General features: G+C 38.5%; 15 protein-coding genes and 1 pseudogene. 12 read left to right on the top strand and 4 right to left on the bottom strand.

What is annotated here, in order from left to right:
* Window positions 1–16: 16 nt before the first annotated feature.
* The 3 genes from DN389_RS22330 to cls form a co-directional block, all read right to left on the bottom strand.
* Window positions 17–2,695: a DUF4084 domain-containing protein gene (locus tag DN389_RS22330; RefSeq protein WP_098189304.1), complete on the bottom strand. Its 2,679-nt coding sequence runs from the start codon at window positions 2,693–2,695 to the stop codon at window positions 17–19.
* A gap of 128 nt (window positions 2,696–2,823) precedes the next feature.
* A complete protein-coding gene (gene uvsE, locus DN389_RS22325; protein ID WP_142343576.1) occupies window positions 2,824–3,777 on the bottom strand; it encodes a UV DNA damage repair endonuclease UvsE in 954 nt (317 codons plus the stop codon).
* A 32-nt stretch (window positions 3,778–3,809) separates the two neighbouring features.
* A complete protein-coding gene (gene cls / locus DN389_RS22320; protein WP_149237630.1) occupies window positions 3,810–5,003 on the bottom strand; it encodes a cardiolipin synthase in 1,194 nt (397 codons plus the stop codon).
* Between the two features lie 353 nt (window positions 5,004–5,356).
* Between cls and DN389_RS22315 the strand changes: the two genes are divergently transcribed.
* The 8 genes and pseudogenes from DN389_RS22315 (at window position 5,357) to pyrG (ending at window position 15,280) form a co-directional block, all read left to right on the top strand.
* Entirely contained in the window at window positions 5,357–7,468 is a 2,112-nt protein-coding gene (locus tag DN389_RS22315; protein ID WP_001086763.1) for a (Fe-S)-binding protein, read from the top strand.
* A gap of 9 nt (window positions 7,469–7,477) precedes the next feature.
* Window positions 7,478–8,762, top strand: a pseudogene (locus DN389_RS22310) (acetyl-CoA C-acetyltransferase).
* A gap of 56 nt (window positions 8,763–8,818) precedes the next feature.
* Window positions 8,819–9,670: a 3-hydroxybutyryl-CoA dehydrogenase gene (locus DN389_RS22305; protein ID WP_149237629.1), complete on the top strand. Its 852-nt coding sequence runs from the start codon at window positions 8,819–8,821 to the stop codon at window positions 9,668–9,670.
* Window positions 9,671–9,742: 72 nt separating this feature from the next.
* Window positions 9,743–10,873 carry an acyl-CoA dehydrogenase gene (locus DN389_RS22300; RefSeq protein ID WP_087985984.1) on the top strand — a complete coding sequence of 377 codons (1,131 nt, stop codon included), beginning with the start codon at window positions 9,743–9,745 and terminating at the stop codon, window positions 10,871–10,873.
* A gap of 21 nt (window positions 10,874–10,894) precedes the next feature.
* Window positions 10,895–12,034, top strand: a complete 1,140-nt coding sequence (acdA, locus tag DN389_RS22295; protein WP_088064870.1) for an acyl-CoA dehydrogenase AcdA — start codon at window positions 10,895–10,897, stop codon at window positions 12,032–12,034.
* A gap of 66 nt (window positions 12,035–12,100) precedes the next feature.
* A complete protein-coding gene (locus DN389_RS22290) occupies window positions 12,101–12,730 on the top strand; it encodes a TetR/AcrR family transcriptional regulator (protein WP_048542708.1) in 630 nt (209 codons plus the stop codon).
* A 154-nt stretch (window positions 12,731–12,884) separates the two neighbouring features.
* Entirely contained in the window at window positions 12,885–13,415 is a 531-nt protein-coding gene (rpoE, locus tag DN389_RS22285) for a DNA-directed RNA polymerase subunit delta (protein WP_048542705.1), read from the top strand.
* A 257-nt stretch (window positions 13,416–13,672) separates the two neighbouring features.
* Complete coding sequence (gene pyrG, locus DN389_RS22280) at window positions 13,673–15,280, top strand: CTP synthase (protein WP_046958551.1); 1,608 nt, start codon at window positions 13,673–13,675, stop codon at window positions 15,278–15,280.
* 32 nt (window positions 15,281–15,312) lie between these two features.
* On the opposite strand, the gene DN389_RS22275 is transcribed toward pyrG, so the two are convergent.
* On the bottom strand, window positions 15,313–15,837 hold the full coding sequence (locus DN389_RS22275) for a DUF2529 domain-containing protein (protein WP_000912405.1): 525 nt from the start codon (window positions 15,835–15,837) through the stop codon (window positions 15,313–15,315).
* Window positions 15,838–16,039: 202 nt separating this feature from the next.
* Here DN389_RS22275 and spo0F point away from each other — a divergent pair, with 202 nt between their 5' ends.
* The 4 genes from spo0F (at window position 16,040) to glpX (ending at window position 20,181) form a co-directional block, all read left to right on the top strand.
* Entirely contained in the window at window positions 16,040–16,408 is a 369-nt protein-coding gene (gene spo0F / locus DN389_RS22270; protein ID WP_000398593.1) for a sporulation initiation phosphotransferase Spo0F, read from the top strand.
* A 211-nt stretch (window positions 16,409–16,619) separates the two neighbouring features.
* Complete coding sequence (locus tag DN389_RS22265) at window positions 16,620–17,477, top strand: class II fructose-bisphosphate aldolase (RefSeq protein ID WP_001131858.1); 858 nt, start codon at window positions 16,620–16,622, stop codon at window positions 17,475–17,477.
* 332 nt (window positions 17,478–17,809) lie between these two features.
* Window positions 17,810–19,099: a UDP-N-acetylglucosamine 1-carboxyvinyltransferase gene (gene murA / locus DN389_RS22260; protein ID WP_000413258.1), complete on the top strand. Its 1,290-nt coding sequence runs from the start codon at window positions 17,810–17,812 to the stop codon at window positions 19,097–19,099.
* A 116-nt stretch (window positions 19,100–19,215) separates the two neighbouring features.
* Window positions 19,216–20,181, top strand: coding sequence for a class II fructose-bisphosphatase (gene glpX, locus DN389_RS22255; protein ID WP_000442336.1), 966 nt, complete (start codon window positions 19,216–19,218; stop codon window positions 20,179–20,181).
* The last annotated feature ends 303 nt before the right edge of the window (window positions 20,182–20,484 follow it).

Here is a 20,484-nt window from a genome sequence, read left to right as displayed (position 1 = left end):
AAAACAACCGTCTTACTTAGACGGTTGTTTTTTTGTGTAGTAACATCCAAACGTCTTTACTAGAAACAGGCTTGCTAATAAGGAATCCTTGAATGTGGTCACAGTTTTGTTCATATAAAAACGTCCATTGTTCTTCCGTCTCTACACCTTCTGCAATAACTTCTAAGTTTAGTTCTTTAGATAGTGTAATGATGGAGGAGATAATCGCTTCCTCTAAAGGACTATTTGTAATTCCACAAATAAACTCTCGAGCAATTTTTAATGTGTTGATTGGATATTTTGTTAAATAAGCTAAAGAACTATAACCAGTTCCGAAGTCATCGATTGAAATTTGAATACCGAGATTTTGAAGCTGTTCTAGTTTGGAAATGACAGATTGATTTTGATTAATTGCGATACTTTCTGTGATTTCGATATCTAGTGCTTCTGATTTTAGTTCGGTTTCTTCTAACACTTTTGAAATAGTAGGGATTAAATCTGCATGGTTAAATTGAACAACAGATAAATTCACACCAACTTTTAAGTGAGAAAACCCTTGATTATGCCATCTTTTTGCCTCTAAGCAAGCGGTACGTAAAATCCAATTTCCAAGTTCAATAATAAATCCGGTTTCCTCCGCTAGAGGAATGAATTGGGCAGGAGACACGATGCCGAGTTTTGGGTGCTTCCAACGAATTAATGCTTCAAAACCGATAATTTGTTTTGTTTTTGTGCTTACTTGTGGCTGATATTCAAGGAAAAATTCATTTTGTTGTAATGCTTTTGTAAGTTCACCTTCTAAGAATTGGATTTCATTTTGGGCGATACTTATTTCTTTTGAGAAGAAAACAAATCTGTTTTTTCCATTTGCTTTCGCGCGATACATAGCCATATCAGCATTTTTCATTAATTCAGTAACATCGGTCCCGTAATCAGGATACATGGCAATTCCGATACTCGGTGTAATAGACAGTTCTTCGTCTTTAATGAAGAATGGTTTGTTTAAAACGGTTAAAATCTGTTCAGCTATAAAAGCCGCACTTTTTTCTGAGTACATATCTGGTAATAGAATTGTAAACTCATCTCCACCTTGGCGAGCAACGATATCTTTTGAACGCAAGCAACCACGTAATCTTTTTGCTACTTCAATTAATAATAGATCTCCGACATCGTGACCAAGTCTATCGTTAATTTTTTTGAATCGATCTAAATCAAGGAACATAACGGCAACATCATTCACGCTAGTTTGAGCTGTATTTAAAATGTTTTTTAAATCTTTTTCAAACTTTCGGCGATTTGGTAATCCAGTCAGTGCATCATGAAAGGCTAAATGTTCTACTTGTTTTTGTTTTTCATATAAAGTTGTAATATCACGTGCTATGCCGAACATCCCAACAACTTCTTTGTTTATGAAAGTAGGGATGAGTGTAACGTGAAGGTAATAGTAATAGCCTTCTTTTTCTTTTGTGCGAACTTCTAAAGTTTGTGGTCTACCTTCTTTTGTTATTTGTAAAGCTTTCTTTAGTAGATCATGGTCTTTTGAGTCAATAAAGTGTAGAAGAGAATAGCTTTCTACTTCACAATAGTAGGCAGTAAATAAGCTTTCACAAGCTGTATTAGATTGTTGGAAAATACCATCCATATTTAAAGAGAAAACGGCATCAGGATGATCTTCGAATAACGATTTATAGCGTTGTTCACTCTTTGATAACGCAGATGCACCCTCTTCTACTTTGCCTTCTAGTTGTGTAGTCAACTGTTCGTATGTATCGATTAGTGCTTGATTATCTTTCCACATGTAAAGTTGTCGTAGGAATAATAAGATGAGTGATAATACTAGACCGATTAGCATGAACTTATCATCCCAAGGTTGAATAAGAATAAAGGAAAAAGTAATGATTATACTGAAATAGGGTAATATAAAGCGCACATAATCAAATCGATAATACTTTGTTTTCGTTTCATGCTGCATTGGTTTGTCCAAAATGTATAGTATGGAAGATAAACCAATTAATAAAATTGAAGCAGTATGTACTAAATAAGAGACTTCAGAAGAAGTTTTCATCCCCATGTTTAGTTGGAACAGATGTATATACCCGTACACAAGTATGATAGTAAAACCGATAATTAATGAAATTCTGCTAGCAGAATATTGTTCTCGTCTATATAGGCTAATAACGGCGTAAATTACTAATGCTTGTGCAATAAAGTATCCAATTAAAACCCAGTGATCTGTTGTTAACATACGAAAGCTTGAGAGGTCCAAAATAAAAGTTAAGGTAAAATAAATATTCATAATAACAATAAAGATGCTATCGAATGAAAATTGAGCAAGGCCTCTAATAGAATAATGTTTTATGAATTTGATAGCAAACCCAGAAAAGAGCAAAATATATTGTATGATGAAAAAAGGTAGTGCCTTATATGAGAATATGACTTGATCATATATAGAAAGTGAATGAAGGAATAAAGTTATTTCCATAGTTAGTCCGCATATGCAAGTGCAGAGTAATAAAACCCAAAATAATTTATCACTACGCTTCATTTTCTTAATAGCTTTATATAAGCAATAGCAAGAAAAGAGTGCAGCAAAACAAAATAAGAAGAGAATTCCAATTTCTTTTATATTCAAGTCCTTAGGGATAAGAAATATCCAAAGGGAAAATATAATTATATACATCGTGACAAAGTGTACATATTTTTTTTGATTAATCATATTATGGCTCCGTTTCAATAAAGTTGAATCGCAGGTGGAAAATGCTAATTCCAATCATAGCATATACAATAGGTTGTTTTTTACTATAAAAATTACTTTTTTTGAAAAAAATAGCTCAACATTACAATTTACCATTGTAATGTTGAGCTATTTATTCTTTTTATCCCTCTTATAGAGGATAATTCATGTATTAATTGCAGCATTGCTAAATCTTTCTGTTTACTTTCAATCATAATATCGAAATTATGGTTGATTTTTTTTGCAATGTGTAAGAAAGGCTTAATAAACTCTAAATCAATATATTCAGAGTGAGCCCTAAATTCTTTTTTTGATTTAGGGGAGGAAATGTGAACTTTAGGAGGGACATTTGTATGTGACCAAGTTTCAAAAATCGCAGGGAGTAATACTTCTAGCGGTTCTTCGCAAAGGTTTGCCATGTGATGATGATAATCAAATACGAATGGAATCTTTTCTTTTTGGCAAATCGATAAAGTTTCAGCAGTTGTATATGTTTTATCATCATTTTCAAGCGTCATTTGCTCTTTTATATGTGCAGGAAGTTTTTTTATATTTTCATGGAAACGTCCAACCGCCTGTTCTTTATTTCCATAGGCACCACCTACATGGATGTTAATATAAGAAGAATCTGCAATTCCTATTGCATCTAATACTTTATAATGATAGGCCATATCTGTAATAGCGTTAGTTGTAATATGTGGCTTGTCGCTTGTAAATAGCGTAAATTGATTTGGATGAAAACTTACTCGCAAATTGTATTCTTTAATTAATGTCCCAATTTTACGCCAAAGCGGTGTGAACAACCCGATGTAATCAAACTCGACTTCGGGATGTGTTGCAAGTGGGACGATGGAAGAAGATAAGCGATATAATGGAATTTCATGAGCTATATTGTAATGAAGAATACGTATTGTATGCTCAAGATTTTGCCGTGTAACATCGTATAATTTATCTTCTCGTTCTTGTTTACTAAGCTTTTGAAAGCTTGTAAATGTCATCGTTTTAGCCGGAGAACAGTCCCAGAGTGCCATTGCATGTGAGACATATCCGAAACGCATAATCATAATGAATACATCTCCTTTATCCATTATCTTTCCTATAGAAAGAAAGCAAGTATCGTTCCTACCCATTCTTTCCCTCTATCAATAAGAGAAAGGGGGCTAACATCTTTAAAGGAAAGTAATGACGCATTTTCTAGATCTTCATGGAATTTGTTTTTTACTGTTTGTATAAAATGTTTATCATATAAAAGGCAGTTGATTTCATGGTTAATATATAAACTTCTCATATCAAAGTTTGCAGTTCCAATATCACAAATATAATCATCGACTATAATAACTTTAGCGTGAAAAAAACCTTGTTGAAATGCGTAAATATTACACCCAGCTTTTATTAGCTTTCGGCAATATGGGAATTTTGCTTCGCGAACAAGGGCGTGATCCGCTTTTTCTGGAACGAGAACCGTGATTTGAACCCCACGTTTTCGCGCTTTTAATAATGAATTCATAATTTTTTTCCCAGGAATGAAATATGGTGTACCGATAAAGAGTTCTTTTTCCGCACTTTCGATTAAATGTAAAAATGTATTTTGCAAATAGGCACCATCAGTAGGGATAAAACGATGTAGAATGATTCCTGGTTGTTGCTTAGGAAAATAAAGAGGTGAATCTAATAAATTTTGCTTCGTATCGTCGAGCCAATCATGTAAAAATTGCTTTTGTAAATCCTGTATTCCTTCTCCTGTAAGGCGTAAATGATAATCGCGCCATAATCCTAATTTTTGATTATGCCCTAAATATTCTTCTCCAATATTAAACCCACCAATATAACCAATTTTCCCGTCAATAACTGTAATTTTTCTATGGTTTCTTTGATTTGCAGAAAAGAACGGAAAAGGAAATTTCACTTTATGACAAAATGAAAAAGAGACGCCGTGTTTTTGTAGGGAACGAATTGCCTCGTTTGATAAATAATGGCTTCCCAATCGATCGAGTAAAAGTCTTACTTCAATTCCTTCCTGTGCCTTATCGATAAGTAACTTTAAAAATTCACGACTGATTTTATCGTTTTTTACAATGAAGAATAAAACGTGCACATGGTGCCTTGCTTGTTGTATATCAGTAAATAAAGCATCATATAAATCTTGCCCGTATGTATAAAGGTGAAAATTACTTTGACGTAAAGGCAAAGTACGAGAGCGCACACGCTTTAAATGAAGAATCCTCCCATATAAAAGGTCAATTGTGATCCAAAGAGTAACGCATATTAACAAGAGAGATAAGAAGAACATAAGTGAATTCCCTCCTTTGCATTCTTTTCGCCTTCATTTTACTGGCTGCCCGGAAAATCCCGATTGGCTTCACCTTATCCCATATTAAGGGGCGGTAAGCCTCCTACTTAAAAATTAGGCTTACTTAAAGGAATCAGGCGAGAGGAAACAACCCCCTACGGATTAAAGTTTCACTTTATAGTTTCACCGAAATAAACAGCTTTATTAAAAAATATGTTGTTGTATAACAAAAAACTGTTGACTGAATGCTCACTCATTATATAATGAAGACAGGGGATAAAATTCAGAAAATTATATGTTTTTGAAGATTCTAAAAAAGAAAGAGGGCTTACAAAGAGAGGGGTAGCATAAAAATGAATAGCTTACTGATCATTAATTGGCTGGCTGCCATTGCTGTTATTGCTTATGCAGGATATTTGTTTGTGTATCTTATACGGACGAGGATGGCCTACATACAGTTAGGAAAAAAGATTGAATTTGACCGTCGTTTTAAAGAGCGTTGGGATCTCCTTAAGGTCAATGTTTTCGGTCAGAAAAAGCTGCTGAAAGATAAGAAGAGCGGCATTATTCACGTTATGTTCTTTTACGGATTTATTCTTGTCCAATTTGGAGCAATTGACTTCGTTTGGAAAGGACTCGCACCAGGATCACATCTTCCACTTGGACCACTATACCCTGCATTTACATTCTTCCAGGAAATTGTCACACTTGTTATTTTAATTGCAGTCTTTTGGGCTTTTCATAGACGTTATGTTGAGAAGCTAGTTCGTTTAAAACGTAATTTCAAATCAGGCCTTGTTCTTATCTTTATTGGTGGCTTAATGATTTCTGTGCTACTCGGTAATGGGATGGGAATTATATGGCACGGCGAGGAGCTTTCATGGAGTGAACCGATCGCTTCTGCAATCGCTTACGTTTTCTCGGGAATAAATGAAACCGCAGCTATTTCTGTGTTCTATTTCTCTTGGTGGGTGCATCTACTAATTTTGTTAACGTTTTTAGTGTATGTTCCACAATCAAAACACGCGCATTTAATTGCGGGACCAGTTAACGTTTTCTTCGGACGTCTTTCAAATCCAGGGAAACTTGAAAAGATTGACTTTGAAGATGAAACGCAAGAAACATTTGGTGTTGGTAAAATCGAAGACTTTAGACAAAATCAGCTTATTGATTTATACGCTTGCGTAGAGTGTGGTCGCTGTACAAATATGTGCCCGGCAACAGGGACAGGGAAAATGTTATCGCCGATGGATTTAATTTTAAAACTTCGCGATCATTTAACTGATAAAGGAGCAGCAGTGACATCAAAAGCACCGTGGGTTCCAGTAGTTGCTTTTAATAATACACAAGGAAATCAGTTAGCGATGATGGCAGCTGGGAAAGGGCAACAAGAATCAGCAGCTACAACGCTTGCTTACGATCCGAGTTTAATCGGAGATGTTATTACAGAGGAAGAGATTTGGGCTTGTACAACGTGCCGTAACTGTGAAGATCAGTGTCCGGTTATGAATGAGCATGTTGACAAAATCATTGATTTACGCCGCTATCTCGTTCTAACAGAAGGAAAGATGGACGCGGAAGCGCAGCGTGCGATGACAAATATCGAGCGTCAAGGGAATCCGTGGGGACTGAACCGTAAAGAGCGTGAAACTTGGCGCCAAGGTGATGATGAAGTAACGGTTCCAACTGTAAAAGAAAAATCGAAAGCTGGCGAGGAGTTCGAATATTTATTCTGGGTTGGTTCAATGGGATCATATGATAATCGTAGTCAGAAGATTGCGATATCGTTTGCGAAGTTAATGAACGAAGCAGGCATTTCATTCGCGATACTTGGTAATAAAGAAAAGAATTCTGGAGATACACCGCGACGTCTTGGAAATGAATTTGTCTTCCAAGAGATGGCGACAAAGAATATCGAGGAATTTGAAAAAGCAGGAGTGAAGAAAATCGTTACGATTGATCCTCACGCTTATAACACATTTAAAAATGAGTATCCAGACTTTGGCTTGCAAGCAGAAGTCTATCATCATACAGAATTGTTAGCTCAGTGGGTGAAAGAAGGACGCTTAAAACCTGTTCACGCTATTGAGGAAACAGTTACGTACCATGATTCCTGTTACTTAGGAAGATACAACGAAGTATACGAAGCGCCACGCGATATTTTGAAAGCAATTCCTGGTGTGAATCTTGTAGAAATGGCACGTAACCGTGAAACTGGAATGTGCTGTGGCGCAGGTGGTGGCTTAATGTGGATGGAAGAGACAGCAGGTTCACGTATTAACGTTGCTCGTACAGAACAAGCACTAGCTGTGCAACCATCCATTATCGGTACAGGTTGTCCATATTGCTTAACGATGATTAGCGATGGGACGAAAGCGAAAGAAGTAGAAGAGAAGGTTCAAACTCTTGATGTAACAGAGATTTTAGAACGCTCTGTTATCGGACAGAAGAAAGAAGCGATGTAATTTGTAGGAATGAATACAACTTTAGAGAGAGGTGCAATCATTGCACCTCTTCTCAACGTAAGAACACCGAGCGAGCGCTCGGTCCTAAAAAAAAGAGATGGGGGAAATAGATATGAGTAAAACAGTTATTTTAAGTGCTGCAAGAACACCGGTTGGGAAATTTGGAGGATCTTTAAAAGACGTGAAGGCGACAGAACTTGGGGGAATTGCAATTAAAGCAGCACTTGAGAGAGCAAATGTTTCTGCTAGTGATGTTGAGGAAGTTATATTTGGAACAGTTATTCAAGGGGGACAGGGGCAAATTCCATCGCGCCAAGCTGCGAGGGCTGCTGGAATCCCTTGGGAAGTACAGACGGAAACAGTGAATAAAGTTTGTGCATCAGGGCTTCGTGCGGTTACGTTAGCGGATCAAATTATTCGTACTGGCGATCAATCACTAATTGTAGCTGGCGGTATGGAGTCAATGAGTAACAGTCCTTACATTTTACGAGGCGCAAGATGGGGATACAGAATGGGTAACAACGAAATCATCGATTTAAACGTTGCTGACGGCTTGACATGCGCATTTTCAGGTATACACATGGGTGTTTATGGTGGAGAAGTTGCGAAGGAAGATGGAATCTCTCGCGAAGCGCAAGATGAATGGGCATATCGTAGCCATCAGCGTGCGGTTTCAGCGCATAAAGAAGGACGTTTTGAAGAGGAAATCGTGCCAGTAACGATTCCGCAAAGAAAAGGCGATCCTATCGTCGTTGCAAAAGATGAGGCGCCACGCGCGGATACAACGATTGAAAAATTAGCGAAATTAAAACCTGTATTTGATAAGACGTCGGCAGTGACAGCGGGTAATGCTCCTGGACTAAATGATGGCGGTGCTGCGCTCGTATTAATGAGCGAAGACAGAGCGAAGCAAGAAGGAAGAAAGCCATTAGCGACAATTTTGGCACATACAGCAATTGCAGTGGAGTCTAAAGATTTCCCAAGAACGCCAGGTTATGCAATTAACGAATTGTTGAAAAAAACAGGCAAGACAATTGAAGATATCGATTTATTCGAGATTAATGAAGCATTTGCAGCGGTAGCAATTGCAAGTACAGAGATTGCAGGAATTGACCCAGACAAATTGAATGTAAATGGCGGCGCAGTGGCAATGGGACATCCAATTGGAGCAAGTGGAGCGCGTATTATCGTTACACTTATCCACGCACTGAAGCAGCGCGGCGGCGGAATTGGAATTGCTTCTATTTGTAGCGGTGGCGGTCAAGGTGACGCAATTATGATTGAAGTTCGTTAATTTACGTGTAGGTGATTTTTGATTTATTAACAATTTATATTGAGGGGGAAGAAAGAATGGGTGTACAAAAAATAGTTGTAATTGGTGCAGGACAAATGGGTTCGGGAATCGCACAAGTATGTGCAATGGCAGGATATGATGTGAAGGTACAAGATTTAAAACAAGAGCAATTAGACAGAGGATTGGCTATTATTACGAAAAACTTAGCGCGCCAAGTAGAAAAAGGACGCATGAAGGAAGAAGAGAAGGAAGCGACGTTAAATCGCCTTACAGTAACGCTTGATTTAGATTGTGTGAAGGAAGCGGATCTTGTTATTGAAGCGGCTGTTGAGAAAATGGATATAAAAAAGAAAATCTTTGCGAATTTAGATGAAATTGCTCCAGATCACGCAATTTTAGGGACGAATACGTCATCTCTACCAATTACAGAAATTGCAGCGGTAACGAAACGTCCGGAGAAAGTAATCGGTATGCACTTTATGAATCCCGTTCCGGTTATGAAGCTTGTTGAAATTATTCGTGGTTTGGCTACAGATGATGAGGTGTACGAAACAATTGAAGATATTACGAAAAAAATCGGGAAAGTGCCAGTTGAAGTAAATGATTTCCCAGGATTTGTATCGAACCGTATTTTATTACCGATGATTAACGAAGCGATTTATACGTTATATGAAGGTGTAGCGACGAAAGAAGCGATTGATGAAGTAATGAAACTAGGTATGAATCATCCGATGGGACCACTTACATTAGCTGATTTTATCGGTTTAGATACATGTTTATACATTATGGAAGTGTTGCATGAAGGATTAGGAGATAGTAAATATCGCCCATGTCCATTATTACGCAAGTATGTGAACGCAGGATGGTTAGGACGTAAAACAGGCCGTGGTTTCTACGTTTACGAATAAAGTCCTCCTTTTATTAAAATAGTGGTCTTACCAAATTATTAAAAAGATATATAGCAAACGGAGGCGGAGTACATGAATTTTCATTTTACTGAAGAGCAACAAATGATGAGGAAAATGGTTCGAGATTTTGCGCAGAAGGAAATAGCTCCCTTTGTTCCTAGTATGGAACAAGGGGTGTTCCCAAAAGAGATTTTGCAGAAGATGGGTGAGCTTGGACTAATGGGTATTCCAGCGCCTGCAAAATATGGCGGGGCAGAAATGGATTTTATTTCTTACATTTTAGCAATTGAGGAAATTTCAAAGGTAAGTGCAACGGTTGGTGTAATTTTAGCTGTACATACGTCAGTTGGAATGAACCCGATTTTATATTTTGGAACAGAAGAACAGAAGCAGAAATATGTTTCTAAACTTGCGACTGGTGAATATTTAGGTGCATTTGCATTAACAGAACCAAATGCAGGATCAGATGCAGGGAGTTTGAAATCAAGAGCTGTAAAGAAAGGCGATCACTACATTATTAATGGATCGAAAGTATTTATTACAAATGGCGGTGAAGCAAGTACATACATTGTATTCGCTTCTACAAATCCAGAGGCAGGAAAAAGTGGGATTTCTGCATTTATAGTAGAGAAAGATACACCAGGCTTAGTTATCGGCAAAGATGAGCATAAAATGGGACTTCTTGGTTCTCGCACGGTACAACTTACGTTTGAAGATATGAAAGTGCCGGCCGAGAATTTACTTGGTGAAGAAGGACAAGGATTTAAGGTGGCAATGGCGAATTTAGATGTTGGACGAATTGGAATCGGAGCGCAGGCATTAGGAATCGCGGAAGCGGCGCTTGCATGTGCGATTGATTATGCGAAAGAGCGTGAGCAATTCGGCAAGCCAATTGCGGCGCAGCAAGGAATCGGATTCAAACTTGCAGATATGGCGACTAGTGTAGAAGCAGCGCGATTACTTGTATACAGAGCGGCATCGCTAAGAGCGCAAGGATTACCATGCGGTAAAGAAGCTTCTATTGCGAAATTATTCGCTTCTAAGACGGCTGTTGAAGTTGCGATTGAAGCGGTGCAAGTATTTGGCGGTTATGGTTATACGAAAGACTATCCAGTAGAACGATTTTTCCGTGATGCTAAAATCACGCAAATATATGAAGGAACGAGTGAGATACAGAAACTTGTTATTAGTCGAGCTTTATAAAAGGACAAGGGGGAGACGGGAATGCATTTTAAACTATCAGAAGAACATGAAATGATAAGAAAAATGGTTCGGGATTTTGCTAAGAACGAAGTAGCACCGACGGCAGCTGAGCGTGATGAAGAAGAGAGATTTGATCGTGCACTATTTGATCAAATGGCAGAGCTTGGTTTAACCGGCATTCCGTGGCCTGAAGAATACGGCGGAATTGGAAGCGATTACTTAGCGTATGTAATTGCTATCGAAGAATTATCTCGTGTTTGTGCTTCAACAGGTGTAACGCTGTCTGCACACACTTCACTTGCTGGTTGGCCAATTTTTAAATTTGGAACGGAAGAACAAAAGCAAAAGTTTTTACGACCGATGGCAGAAGGAGCGAAAATTGGCGCATACGGTTTAACGGAACCAAGTTCTGGTTCAGATGCTGGCGGAATGAGGACAACTGCGAAACGAGATGGAGACCATTACATTTTAAATGGATCGAAAATCTTTATTACAAATGGCGGTATTGCTGATATTTATGTTGTTTTTGCGTTAACTGATCCCGAATCGAAGCAGCGTGGTACGAGCGCGTTTATTGTGGAAAGTGATACACCAGGATTTTCAGTTGGGAAGAAGGAAAGCAAGTTAGGGATTCGCTCTTCACCAACAACTGAAATTATGTTCGAAGATTGCCGTATTCCTGTAGAGAACCTACTAGGGGAAGAGGGGCAAGGATTTAAAGTTGCGATGCAAACATTAGATGGCGGCCGTAATGGTATTGCCGCGCAAGCAGTCGGTATTGCGCAAGGGGCTTTAGATGCTTCTGTAGAGTATGCAAGAGAGCGTCATCAGTTTGGGAAACCAATTGCGGCGCAGCAAGGAATTGGCTTTAAACTTGCAGATATGGCAACGGATGTGGAGGCGGCACGTCTTCTAACATACCAAGCGGCTTGGCTTGAATCGGAAGGGCTTCCGTATGGGAAAGAGTCAGCGATGTCAAAAGTATTTGCAGGCGATACAGCGATGAAGGTGACGACTGAAGCGGTACAAGTATTTGGTGGTTACGGTTATACGAAAGATTATCCAGTAGAGCGTTATATGCGCGATGCAAAGATTACACAAATATATGAGGGAACACAAGAGATTCAAAGGCTTGTAATTTCTCGTATGTTAACGAAGTAGGAGCAAAGGCGTAGGTATTTTCCTACGCTTTTTCCTTCCAAAAAATAATAGAGAGAGGTGAAGGGGATGGTTAAACATAATGTACATGCGTCCGTGAAAGATGAAAAATTAGTTGCGTTAAGACGTGAACAAATGATTAAAGGTGCGGTGCAATTGTTTAAGCAAAAAGGGTTCCCACGTACAACAACGAGAGAGATTGCGAAGGCGGCTGGGTTTAGTATTGGAACACTTTATGAGTATATTCGTACAAAAGATGATGTTTTATATTTAGTTTGTGATAGTATTTATGAACATGTAAAAGAAAGATTAGAGGAAGTAGTGTGTACAGAGAAGGGAAGTATAGAAAGTTTAAAGATAGCGATAAAGAATTATTTTAAAGTGATGGATGAATTGCAAGAAGAAGTATTAATTATGTATCAAGAGGTACGTTTTTTACCGAAAGAATCACTCCCATATGTATTAGAAAAAGAGTTTCAAATGGTCGGAATGTTTGAGAATATTTTAGAGCAGTGTACAGAAAATGGGACATTTACATTAAATAAAAAAGAGATACAGCTTCTTGCACATAACATTTTCATACAAGGACAAATGTGGGGATTTAGACGTTGGGCCCTGCAAAAACTGTATACGCTTGAAGAATATACAGAAATGCAAATTAGGTATGTACTGCAAGGAGCGCATATGTTTCCGAAATAAGGAATAGACAAATTATAATTTTATTATCATATTAAAGTTTCCCGTTTTTTTTGTAGCATATTTGTGCGACTTTTGTTTATAATGAATAGTATGGATTTTTTTAAGCAGACCGTTATATATAAGGTTATATTTGAAGAAAGGAAGTGCCGCATAAGTGAATTTTAAGCAATATTCACCAGAAGAGCTAAAAGAATGTTCAATGATTGAAGTTGTACATAGCGTTTTAGGGGATAAAAGACAAGCAACGACATTCAACGAGTTGGTTCGAGAAATCGCTCAAGTGCTGGGACTATCTCAAGAGCAAGTTAATGCGAAACTCGCACAATTTTATACAGATTTAAACATCGATGGACGTTTCATTAATTTAGGAGAAAATCGTTGGGGACTACGTAGCTGGTACCCATATGAGCAAATTGATGAAGAAATCTTACCTCAGCCAAAACCGAAGAAGAAACGTAAAGTTGAAGAGGACGGTTTTGACGACTACATTGAAGAAGATGAAGACTTCGACGATGCAGACGCAAATGAAGAAGAGGTAGAAGATTTGGACAAGGTTCTTGAAGAAGAAGACGGAGACGACGATGATCTTGATGATTTAGATGAAGATGATGACGATGACTTCGCCGAAGAAGAACTTGAGTACGATGAAGCTGAAGCTGAAGAAGAAGAAGAGGAAGAACTGTAGTTCTTGACTTTTCATTATCGTCCATGTAGAATCATTTTTGGGCTCTTTAAAAAAGGACGATAATACTTTTAAAGTGTAAATATAAAAGAAAATTGCTCCCTACTTATTACTTTATGTGATGAGGGGAGCAATTTTCTTTTTTGTTTTTTGTTTAGAAAATAAAAAGAGTCTAACAATAAGATGGATACAGTGTTATCTACATACGTTGCGCTTTGCAACGGTGATTATATAACAGCAAAATAGGAGGGAGCTTTTTCATGACTAAGTATATTTTTGTAACAGGCGGTGTAGTATCGTCTTTAGGAAAAGGTATTACAGCAGCATCTCTTGGAAGACTTTTAAAAAATCGTGGTTTAAACGTAACGATTCAAAAGTTTGATCCATACATTAACGTAGACCCAGGGACTATGAGCCCATACCAACACGGTGAGGTATTCGTAACAGATGATGGTGCAGAAACTGATTTAGACCTTGGTCACTATGAGCGTTTCATCGACATCAACTTAAACAAATACAGCAACGTAACAACAGGTAAAATTTACTCTTCAGTTCTTCAAAAAGAGCGTCGTGGTGAATACCTAGGAGGAACAGTTCAGGTTATTCCTCACATTACTAACGAAATTAAAGAGCGTGTATACCGTTCTGGTCGCGAAACAAACGCGGACGTTGTTATTACAGAAATTGGTGGAACTGTTGGTGACATCGAGTCTCTACCATTCTTAGAAGCAATCCGTCAAATTAAGAGCGACATCGGTCGTGACAATGTAATGTACATTCACTGTACGTTAATCCCGTACTTAAAAGCAGCGGGTGAAATGAAAACAAAACCAACGCAACATAGCGTTAAAGAGCTTCGCAGCTTAGGTATTCAACCAAATATTATCGTTGTTCGTACAGAATTGCCTGTTTCTCAAGATATGAAAGACAAGCTTGCATTATTCTGTGACATTGATACAAAAGCAGTTATCGAAGCACGCGATGCAGATACTTTATATGCGGTTCCATTATCTCTTCAAGAGCAAAATATGGACCAAATCGTTTGCGATCACTTAAAATTAGACAATCCAGCTGCAGATATGACAGAGTGGACTGCGCTAGTTAATAAAGTACGTAACCTTTCTAAGAAAACAAAAATTGCTCTTGTTGGTAAATACGTAGAGCTTCAAGATGCATACATTTCTGTTGTAGAAGCACTTCGTCATGCGGGTTATTCATTCGACACAGATGTAGAAGTGAAATGGGTAAACGCTGAGCACGTAACACTAGAGAACGTACAAGAATTAGTTGGTGACACAGATGGTATCCTTGTACCTGGTGGATTCGGCGATCGTGGTGTAGAAGGTAAAATCGTTGCAATTCAATATGCTCGTGAAAACAAAGTACCATTCTTAGGAATTTGCTTAGGTATGCAACTTGCATCAATCGAATTTGCACGTAACGTATTAGGATTAGAAGGAGCTAACTCTTCTGAAATTAATCCTGACACACCTTATGCAATCATTGACTTATTACCAGAACAAAAAGATGTAGAAGACTTAGGTGGTACACTTCGTCTTGGCCTATACCCATGTAAGCTTGCTGAAGAAACAAATGCTTACAATGCTTACAATGAGCCGGTTGTATATGAGCGTCATCGTCATCGTTATGAGTTCAACAATCAATTCCGTCCGGATATGGAAAAAGCAGGATTTGTATTCTCTGGTACAAGCCCAGACGGTCGTCTAGTTGAAATCATTGAATTAAAAGACCACCCTTGGTTCGTGGCAGCACAGTTCCATCCAGAACTTGTATCTCGTCCAAACCGTCCACAACCATTGTTCCATGACTTCGTAAGTGCTTCTATTACGAATAAAGAGAGCAAGTAATAAAAAAAAGCGCCTGAAATAGGGCGCTTTTTTTAATATTCATTTAACATTTCATCGATTGTAAATTTGATTCCATGATATGCAAATAAAGCTATCATTAAACTTGGGAATCCGTAGCGATTGCCTTCATCGTCTGGAATAAGGCCTTTTAACAGCTTAGTATCAATATGTACATCTGTATATTGTTCTAGTGATTCAGTACCTTCTTGAATAGCAGAGATGCCGACAATAGAGTGTCCATCAGCTTGAAGTTTTTTTGCCATTGCTACAACTTCTTCATCTGTTGAAAAACGGCTAATAAGAAGTACGCGGTCTGCAGAAGTTACTTCTACTTCTTTACCATTTTCAAATAATCGTTTTGCTTGCTTCATTGGCTCAGCACCGAATAATGCTTCAGCAACAACGCCCTCCATTTCATTCGTACCATGTAAATAAATGAAACCGTCGCCAACTAATGCTTGAGCAAGTAGACGGGCGCTATCTTCTATATTCATTTCTTCTTTTTGAGAAACTCTGGAGAAATAACCACTTAATTGAGTTGAAAAAATTTTTAACATAATGTTACTCCCTTTCGTACGTGTTTACCGGCTTTCATTATAGTTTATTTTTTTAGAAAGGTGAAATCGAAGGGTAGCATAACAAAATAGGAAACGGTAAAATAAGAAAGAATAGGAAGGGATTTGCCAAAGAATAGCGAAAATTAATCGTTAAGATATAAGAAGCTTTAAATCTTGTATTTATACAGAAAGGTTGGGAGTTATGGAAGGTAAAATTTTAATCGTTGATGATCAATATGGCATTCGTGTGTTATTACATGAAGTGTTCCAAAAAGAAGGTTATCAGACATTCCAAGCAGCGAATGGATTTCAAGCTTTAGATATCGTGAAAAAAGATAATCCAGATTTAGTAGTGTTAGATATGAAAATTCCAGGTATGGATGGTATAGAGATTTTAAAACATGTAAAGGAAATTGATGAGAGTATTAAAGTAATTTTAATGACTGCTTATGGAGAGCTTGATATGATCCAAGAAGCGAAAGATTTAGGAGCTTTAATGCACTTTGCTAAACCGTTTGATATTGATGAGATTCGTCAAGCGGTGAGAGAACAGCTTGCTGTAGAGGCGTAAAAAATGAATTTTTTATAAAAAATATGGAAAAAAGCGTTTACATGGACTAATGAGCAGGTGAATACGGTTGAGTTTTTGAGTACAAGTTGTTATCCTATTGAGTGTAGAAAAAAGTCCGGTATGTAAATATACATATTTTACCTTATTCTGGTCATACTACCAGCGATAAGAACTTATCGGATACAAAAAACGTTTTTTAGGAGGATTCACCATGCCTTTAGTTTCTATGAAAGAAATGCTAAACACAGCACTAGAAGGAAAATACGCAGTTGGTCAATTCAACATGAACAACTTAGAGTGGACTCAAGCTATCTTAGCTGCTGCGGAAGAAGAAAAGTCTCCTGTAATCCTAGGTGTATCTGAGGGTGCAGCTCGTCATATGACTGGTTTCAAAACAGTTGTAGCTATGGTTAAAGCTTTAATCGAAGAAATGAACATCACTGTTCCTGTAGCGATTCACCTTGACCATGGTTCAAGCTTCGAAAAATGTAAAGAAGCAATCGATGCAGGTTTCACATCTGTAATGATCGACGCTTCTCACCACCCATTCGAAGAAAACGTTGAAACTACTAAAAAAGTAGTAGAATACGCACACGCTCGTAACGTATCTGTTGAAGCTGAGCTTGGAACAGTTGGCGGACAAGAAGACGACATCATCGCTGAAGGCGTAATTTACGCTGATCCAGCAGAGTGTAAGCACCTTGTTGAAGCAACAGGTATCGATTGCCTAGCTCCAGCTTTAGGTTCTGTACACGGTCCTTACAAAGGTGAGCCTAACTTAGGATTCGCTGAAATGGAACAAGTTCGTGACTTCACTGGCGTACCTTTAGTATTACACGGTGGTACTGGTATCCCAACTGCTGATATCGTAAAAGCTATTTCTTTAGGTACTTCAAAAATTAACGTAAACACTGAGAACCAAATTGAGTTTACAAAAGCTGTTCGTGAAGCATTAAGCAAAGACCAAGAAGTTTACGATCCTCGTAAATATATTGGACCTGGCCGCGACGCTATTAAAGCAACTGTTGCTGGTAAAATGCGTGAATTCGGTTCTAACGGTAAAGCGTAAGAATAAAATTCCGTTTTGGAAACCGTCTAGTCTTTTAGACGGTTTCCTTTCGTTGTATAATGAAAGCGTGAACAAGTCTAAAGATTTTTATCATTTTGTTTTTGAAATAGAAAATAATGTGCATAGTCCTATTAATAAATGTGATAATGTATCTAAATTGATAAAGTAAATTCGATGAATAGTTCATCTTTATCTATTCGTACTACGGGAGAAATGAAGATAATGGTTTCCTATTTATTGAGTGTTAGGGTGGAAAGAGTGATTGAGATTCTTAAGGGGAGCTTTCTATAAATATATAGAAAGTAAATACATTCACAAGAAGGGAGCTCAATATGGAAAAATTGCTAATTGAAGGCGGAAGAGCTTTAAATGGAACAATTCGAGTGAGTGGTGCAAAGAACAGCGCCGTTGCACTAATTCCAGCGACAATTTTAGCAGATACTCCAGTAACTATTGGTGGTGTCCCTAATATTTCGGACGTGAAAATGTTAGGAGACTTGCTAGAGGAAATTGGAGGAAGAGTAGCTTATGGACAGGAGGAAGAGATGATAGTCGATCCTTCTAACATGGTTGCAATGCCTTTACCGAATGGAAAAGTGAAAAAATTGCGTGCTTCTTATTATTTAATGGGTGCGATGCTTGGCCGTTTTAAAAAAGCTGTTATTGGGCTTCCAGGTGGATGTCATTTAGGACCGAGGCCTATTGATCAGCATATTAAAGGATTTGAAGCGTTAGGTGCACATGTTACGAATGAACAGGGTGCGATTTATTTAAGAGCAGATGAATTGCGCGGGGCACGTATTTATTTAGATGTTGTTAGTGTAGGAGCTACAATTAATATTATGCTAGCAGCTGTGCGAGCGAAAGGTAGAACTGTTATTGAAAACGCAGCGAAAGAACCAGAGATTATTGATGTAGCTACATTGTTAACAAGCATGGGTGCACGCATTAAAGGTGCGGGCACAGATGTAATCCGAATTGATGGTGTGGATTCACTGCACGGTTGTCACCATACGATCATTCCGGATCGTATTGAAGCGGGTACGTATATGATTTTAGGAGCTGCATCAGGAGGAGAAATAACGGTTGATAATGTGATTCCTCAGCATTTAGAGTCAGTTACAGCGAAGTTAAGAGAAGCTGGTGTCCAAGTTGAAACGAACGATGACCAAATTACAGTGAACGGTAATAGAAGGTTAAAAGTAGTTGATATAAAAACGCTTGTATATCCAGGATTCCCAACAGATTTACAACAACCATTTACAACGCTTTTAACAAAGGCGCACGGAACGGGTGTTGTAACGGATACGATTTACGGCGCACGCTTTAAACACATTGATGAATTACGTCGTATGAATGCACAAATTAAAGTGGAAGGTCGTTCGGCAATTGTAACTGGTCCTGTTTTATTACAAGGTGCAAAAGTGAAAGCGAGTGATTTGCGAGCTGGAGCGGCCCTTGTTATTGCAGGGTTAATGGCGGATGGAATTACAGAAGTAACCGGACTTGAGCATATTGATCGAGGTTATGAAAATATAGTAGACAAGCTTAAAGGTCTTGGCGCAAACATTTGGCGAGAACAAATGACAAGTCAAGAAATTGAAGAGATGAAGAACGCATAAGTGATACTTCCGCAAGGGGGAAGCGAAGCATCACTACTTGCGGAAGTATACTTTGTAGAGAAACACGGTTCACAAAATACGGCAGAAATATAAAGACTTAAAGGAGAGGGATTATCGTGGAAAGAAGTTTATCTATGGAGTTAGTACGTGTAACAGAGGCTGCAGCATTATCATCAGCGCGTTGGATGGGGCGCGGGAAAAAGGATGAGGCAGACGGTGCAGCAACATCAGCTATGCGTGATGTATTTGATACAATCCCGATGAAAGGTACAGTTGTAATTGGTGAAGGCGAGATGGACGAAGCACCAATGCTGTATATCGGAGAGAAATTAGGTACAGGATATGGACCACGTGTAGACGTTGCGGTTGATCCTTTAGAAGGGACAAACATCGTAGCAGCTGGTGGATGGAATGCTCTTGCTGTTATTGCAATTGCAGATCATGGTAATTTGTTACATGCTCCTGACATGTACATGGATAAAATCGCGGTTGGCCCAGAAGCGGTTGGGGCGGTCGATATTGATGCGCCTATTATCGATAACTTACGTGCGGTTGCGAAAGCGAAAAATAAAGATATTGAAGATGTTGTAGCGACAGTTTTAAACCGTCCACGTCATCAAGCGATTATCGAAGAAATTCGTAAAGCTGGTGCTCGTATTAAATTAATTAACGATGGAGATGTGGCTGGAGCAATTAACACCGCATTTGATCGCACAGGTGTAGATATTTTATTCGGCTCTGGTGGAGCACCTGAGGGTGTATTAGCAGCAGTTGCATTAAAATGTTTAGGTGGAGAAATCCACGGAAAGCTTCTGCCTCAAAATGAAGCTGAATTAGCTCGTTGTAAAAAAATGGGTATTGAAGATATAAATCGTATTCTTCGTATGGAAGACTTAGTAAAAGGTGACGATGCAATCTTTGCGGCAACAGGCGTAACAGACGGAGAACTATTACGCGGCGTTCAATTTAAAGGTAGCGTAGGAACAACACAATCCCTTGTTATGCGTGCAAAATCAGGCACAGTACGCTTCGTAGACGGACGTCATAGCTTGAATAAAAAACCAAACTTGGTTATTAAGTAAAAAGCGTAAGCAGCTCGTTCAGAATGGGAGGGGGATGGAGCTTCTGACGTAGAGGCGCTTTTTGCCTCGTAGGAAGAAGTGAAGCCACCGACCATTCTAGCTGCTGAAGCTGGATTGAATAAAAAGTGCAAGCGGCTCGTTCAGAATCGCAGGGCATTGGAGCTCTCGACCTTGAAGCGCTTTTTGCTTCGAGCGAGAGAGTGAAATGACCGGAGATTCTAGCCGCTGGAACTGGATTAAATAAAAAGCGTAAGTGGCTCGTTCAGAATCGCAGGGCATTGTAGCTCCGGACCATTCTAGCTA

The sequence above is a fragment of the Bacillus sp. AY3-1 genome (assembly GCF_008368785.1).
Taxonomy (GTDB): domain Bacteria; phylum Bacillota; class Bacilli; order Bacillales; family Bacillaceae_G; genus Bacillus_A; species Bacillus_A wiedmannii.
Note: the sequence above shows the minus strand (reverse complement) of the source record. Positions and strands in the feature narration are given on the sequence as shown.

What these genes read in the sequence shown, in the direction of transcription:
- DN389_RS22330 (WP_098189304.1), bottom strand. Translation starts at nt 2,695, where the DNA reads ATGATTAATCAAAAAAAATATGTACACTTTGTCACGATGTATATAATT.
- uvsE (WP_142343576.1), bottom strand. Translation starts at nt 3,777, where the DNA reads ATGATTATGCGTTTCGGATATGTCTCACATGCAATGGCACTCTGGGAC.
- cls (WP_149237630.1), bottom strand. Translation starts at nt 5,003, where the DNA reads ATGTTCTTCTTATCTCTCTTGTTAATATGCGTTACTCTTTGGATCACA.
- DN389_RS22315 (WP_001086763.1), top strand. Translation starts at nt 5,357, where the DNA reads ATGAATAGCTTACTGATCATTAATTGGCTGGCTGCCATTGCTGTTATT.
- DN389_RS22305 (WP_149237629.1), top strand. Translation starts at nt 8,819, where the DNA reads ATGGGTGTACAAAAAATAGTTGTAATTGGTGCAGGACAAATGGGTTCG.
- DN389_RS22300 (WP_087985984.1), top strand. Translation starts at nt 9,743, where the DNA reads ATGAATTTTCATTTTACTGAAGAGCAACAAATGATGAGGAAAATGGTT.
- acdA (WP_088064870.1), top strand. Translation starts at nt 10,895, where the DNA reads ATGCATTTTAAACTATCAGAAGAACATGAAATGATAAGAAAAATGGTT.
- DN389_RS22290 (WP_048542708.1), top strand. Translation starts at nt 12,101, where the DNA reads ATGGTTAAACATAATGTACATGCGTCCGTGAAAGATGAAAAATTAGTT.
- pyrG (WP_046958551.1), top strand. Translation starts at nt 13,673, where the DNA reads ATGACTAAGTATATTTTTGTAACAGGCGGTGTAGTATCGTCTTTAGGA.
- DN389_RS22275 (WP_000912405.1), bottom strand. Translation starts at nt 15,837, where the DNA reads ATGTTAAAAATTTTTTCAACTCAATTAAGTGGTTATTTCTCCAGAGTT.
- spo0F (WP_000398593.1), top strand. Translation starts at nt 16,040, where the DNA reads ATGGAAGGTAAAATTTTAATCGTTGATGATCAATATGGCATTCGTGTG.
- DN389_RS22265 (WP_001131858.1), top strand. Translation starts at nt 16,620, where the DNA reads ATGCCTTTAGTTTCTATGAAAGAAATGCTAAACACAGCACTAGAAGGA.
- murA (WP_000413258.1), top strand. Translation starts at nt 17,810, where the DNA reads ATGGAAAAATTGCTAATTGAAGGCGGAAGAGCTTTAAATGGAACAATT.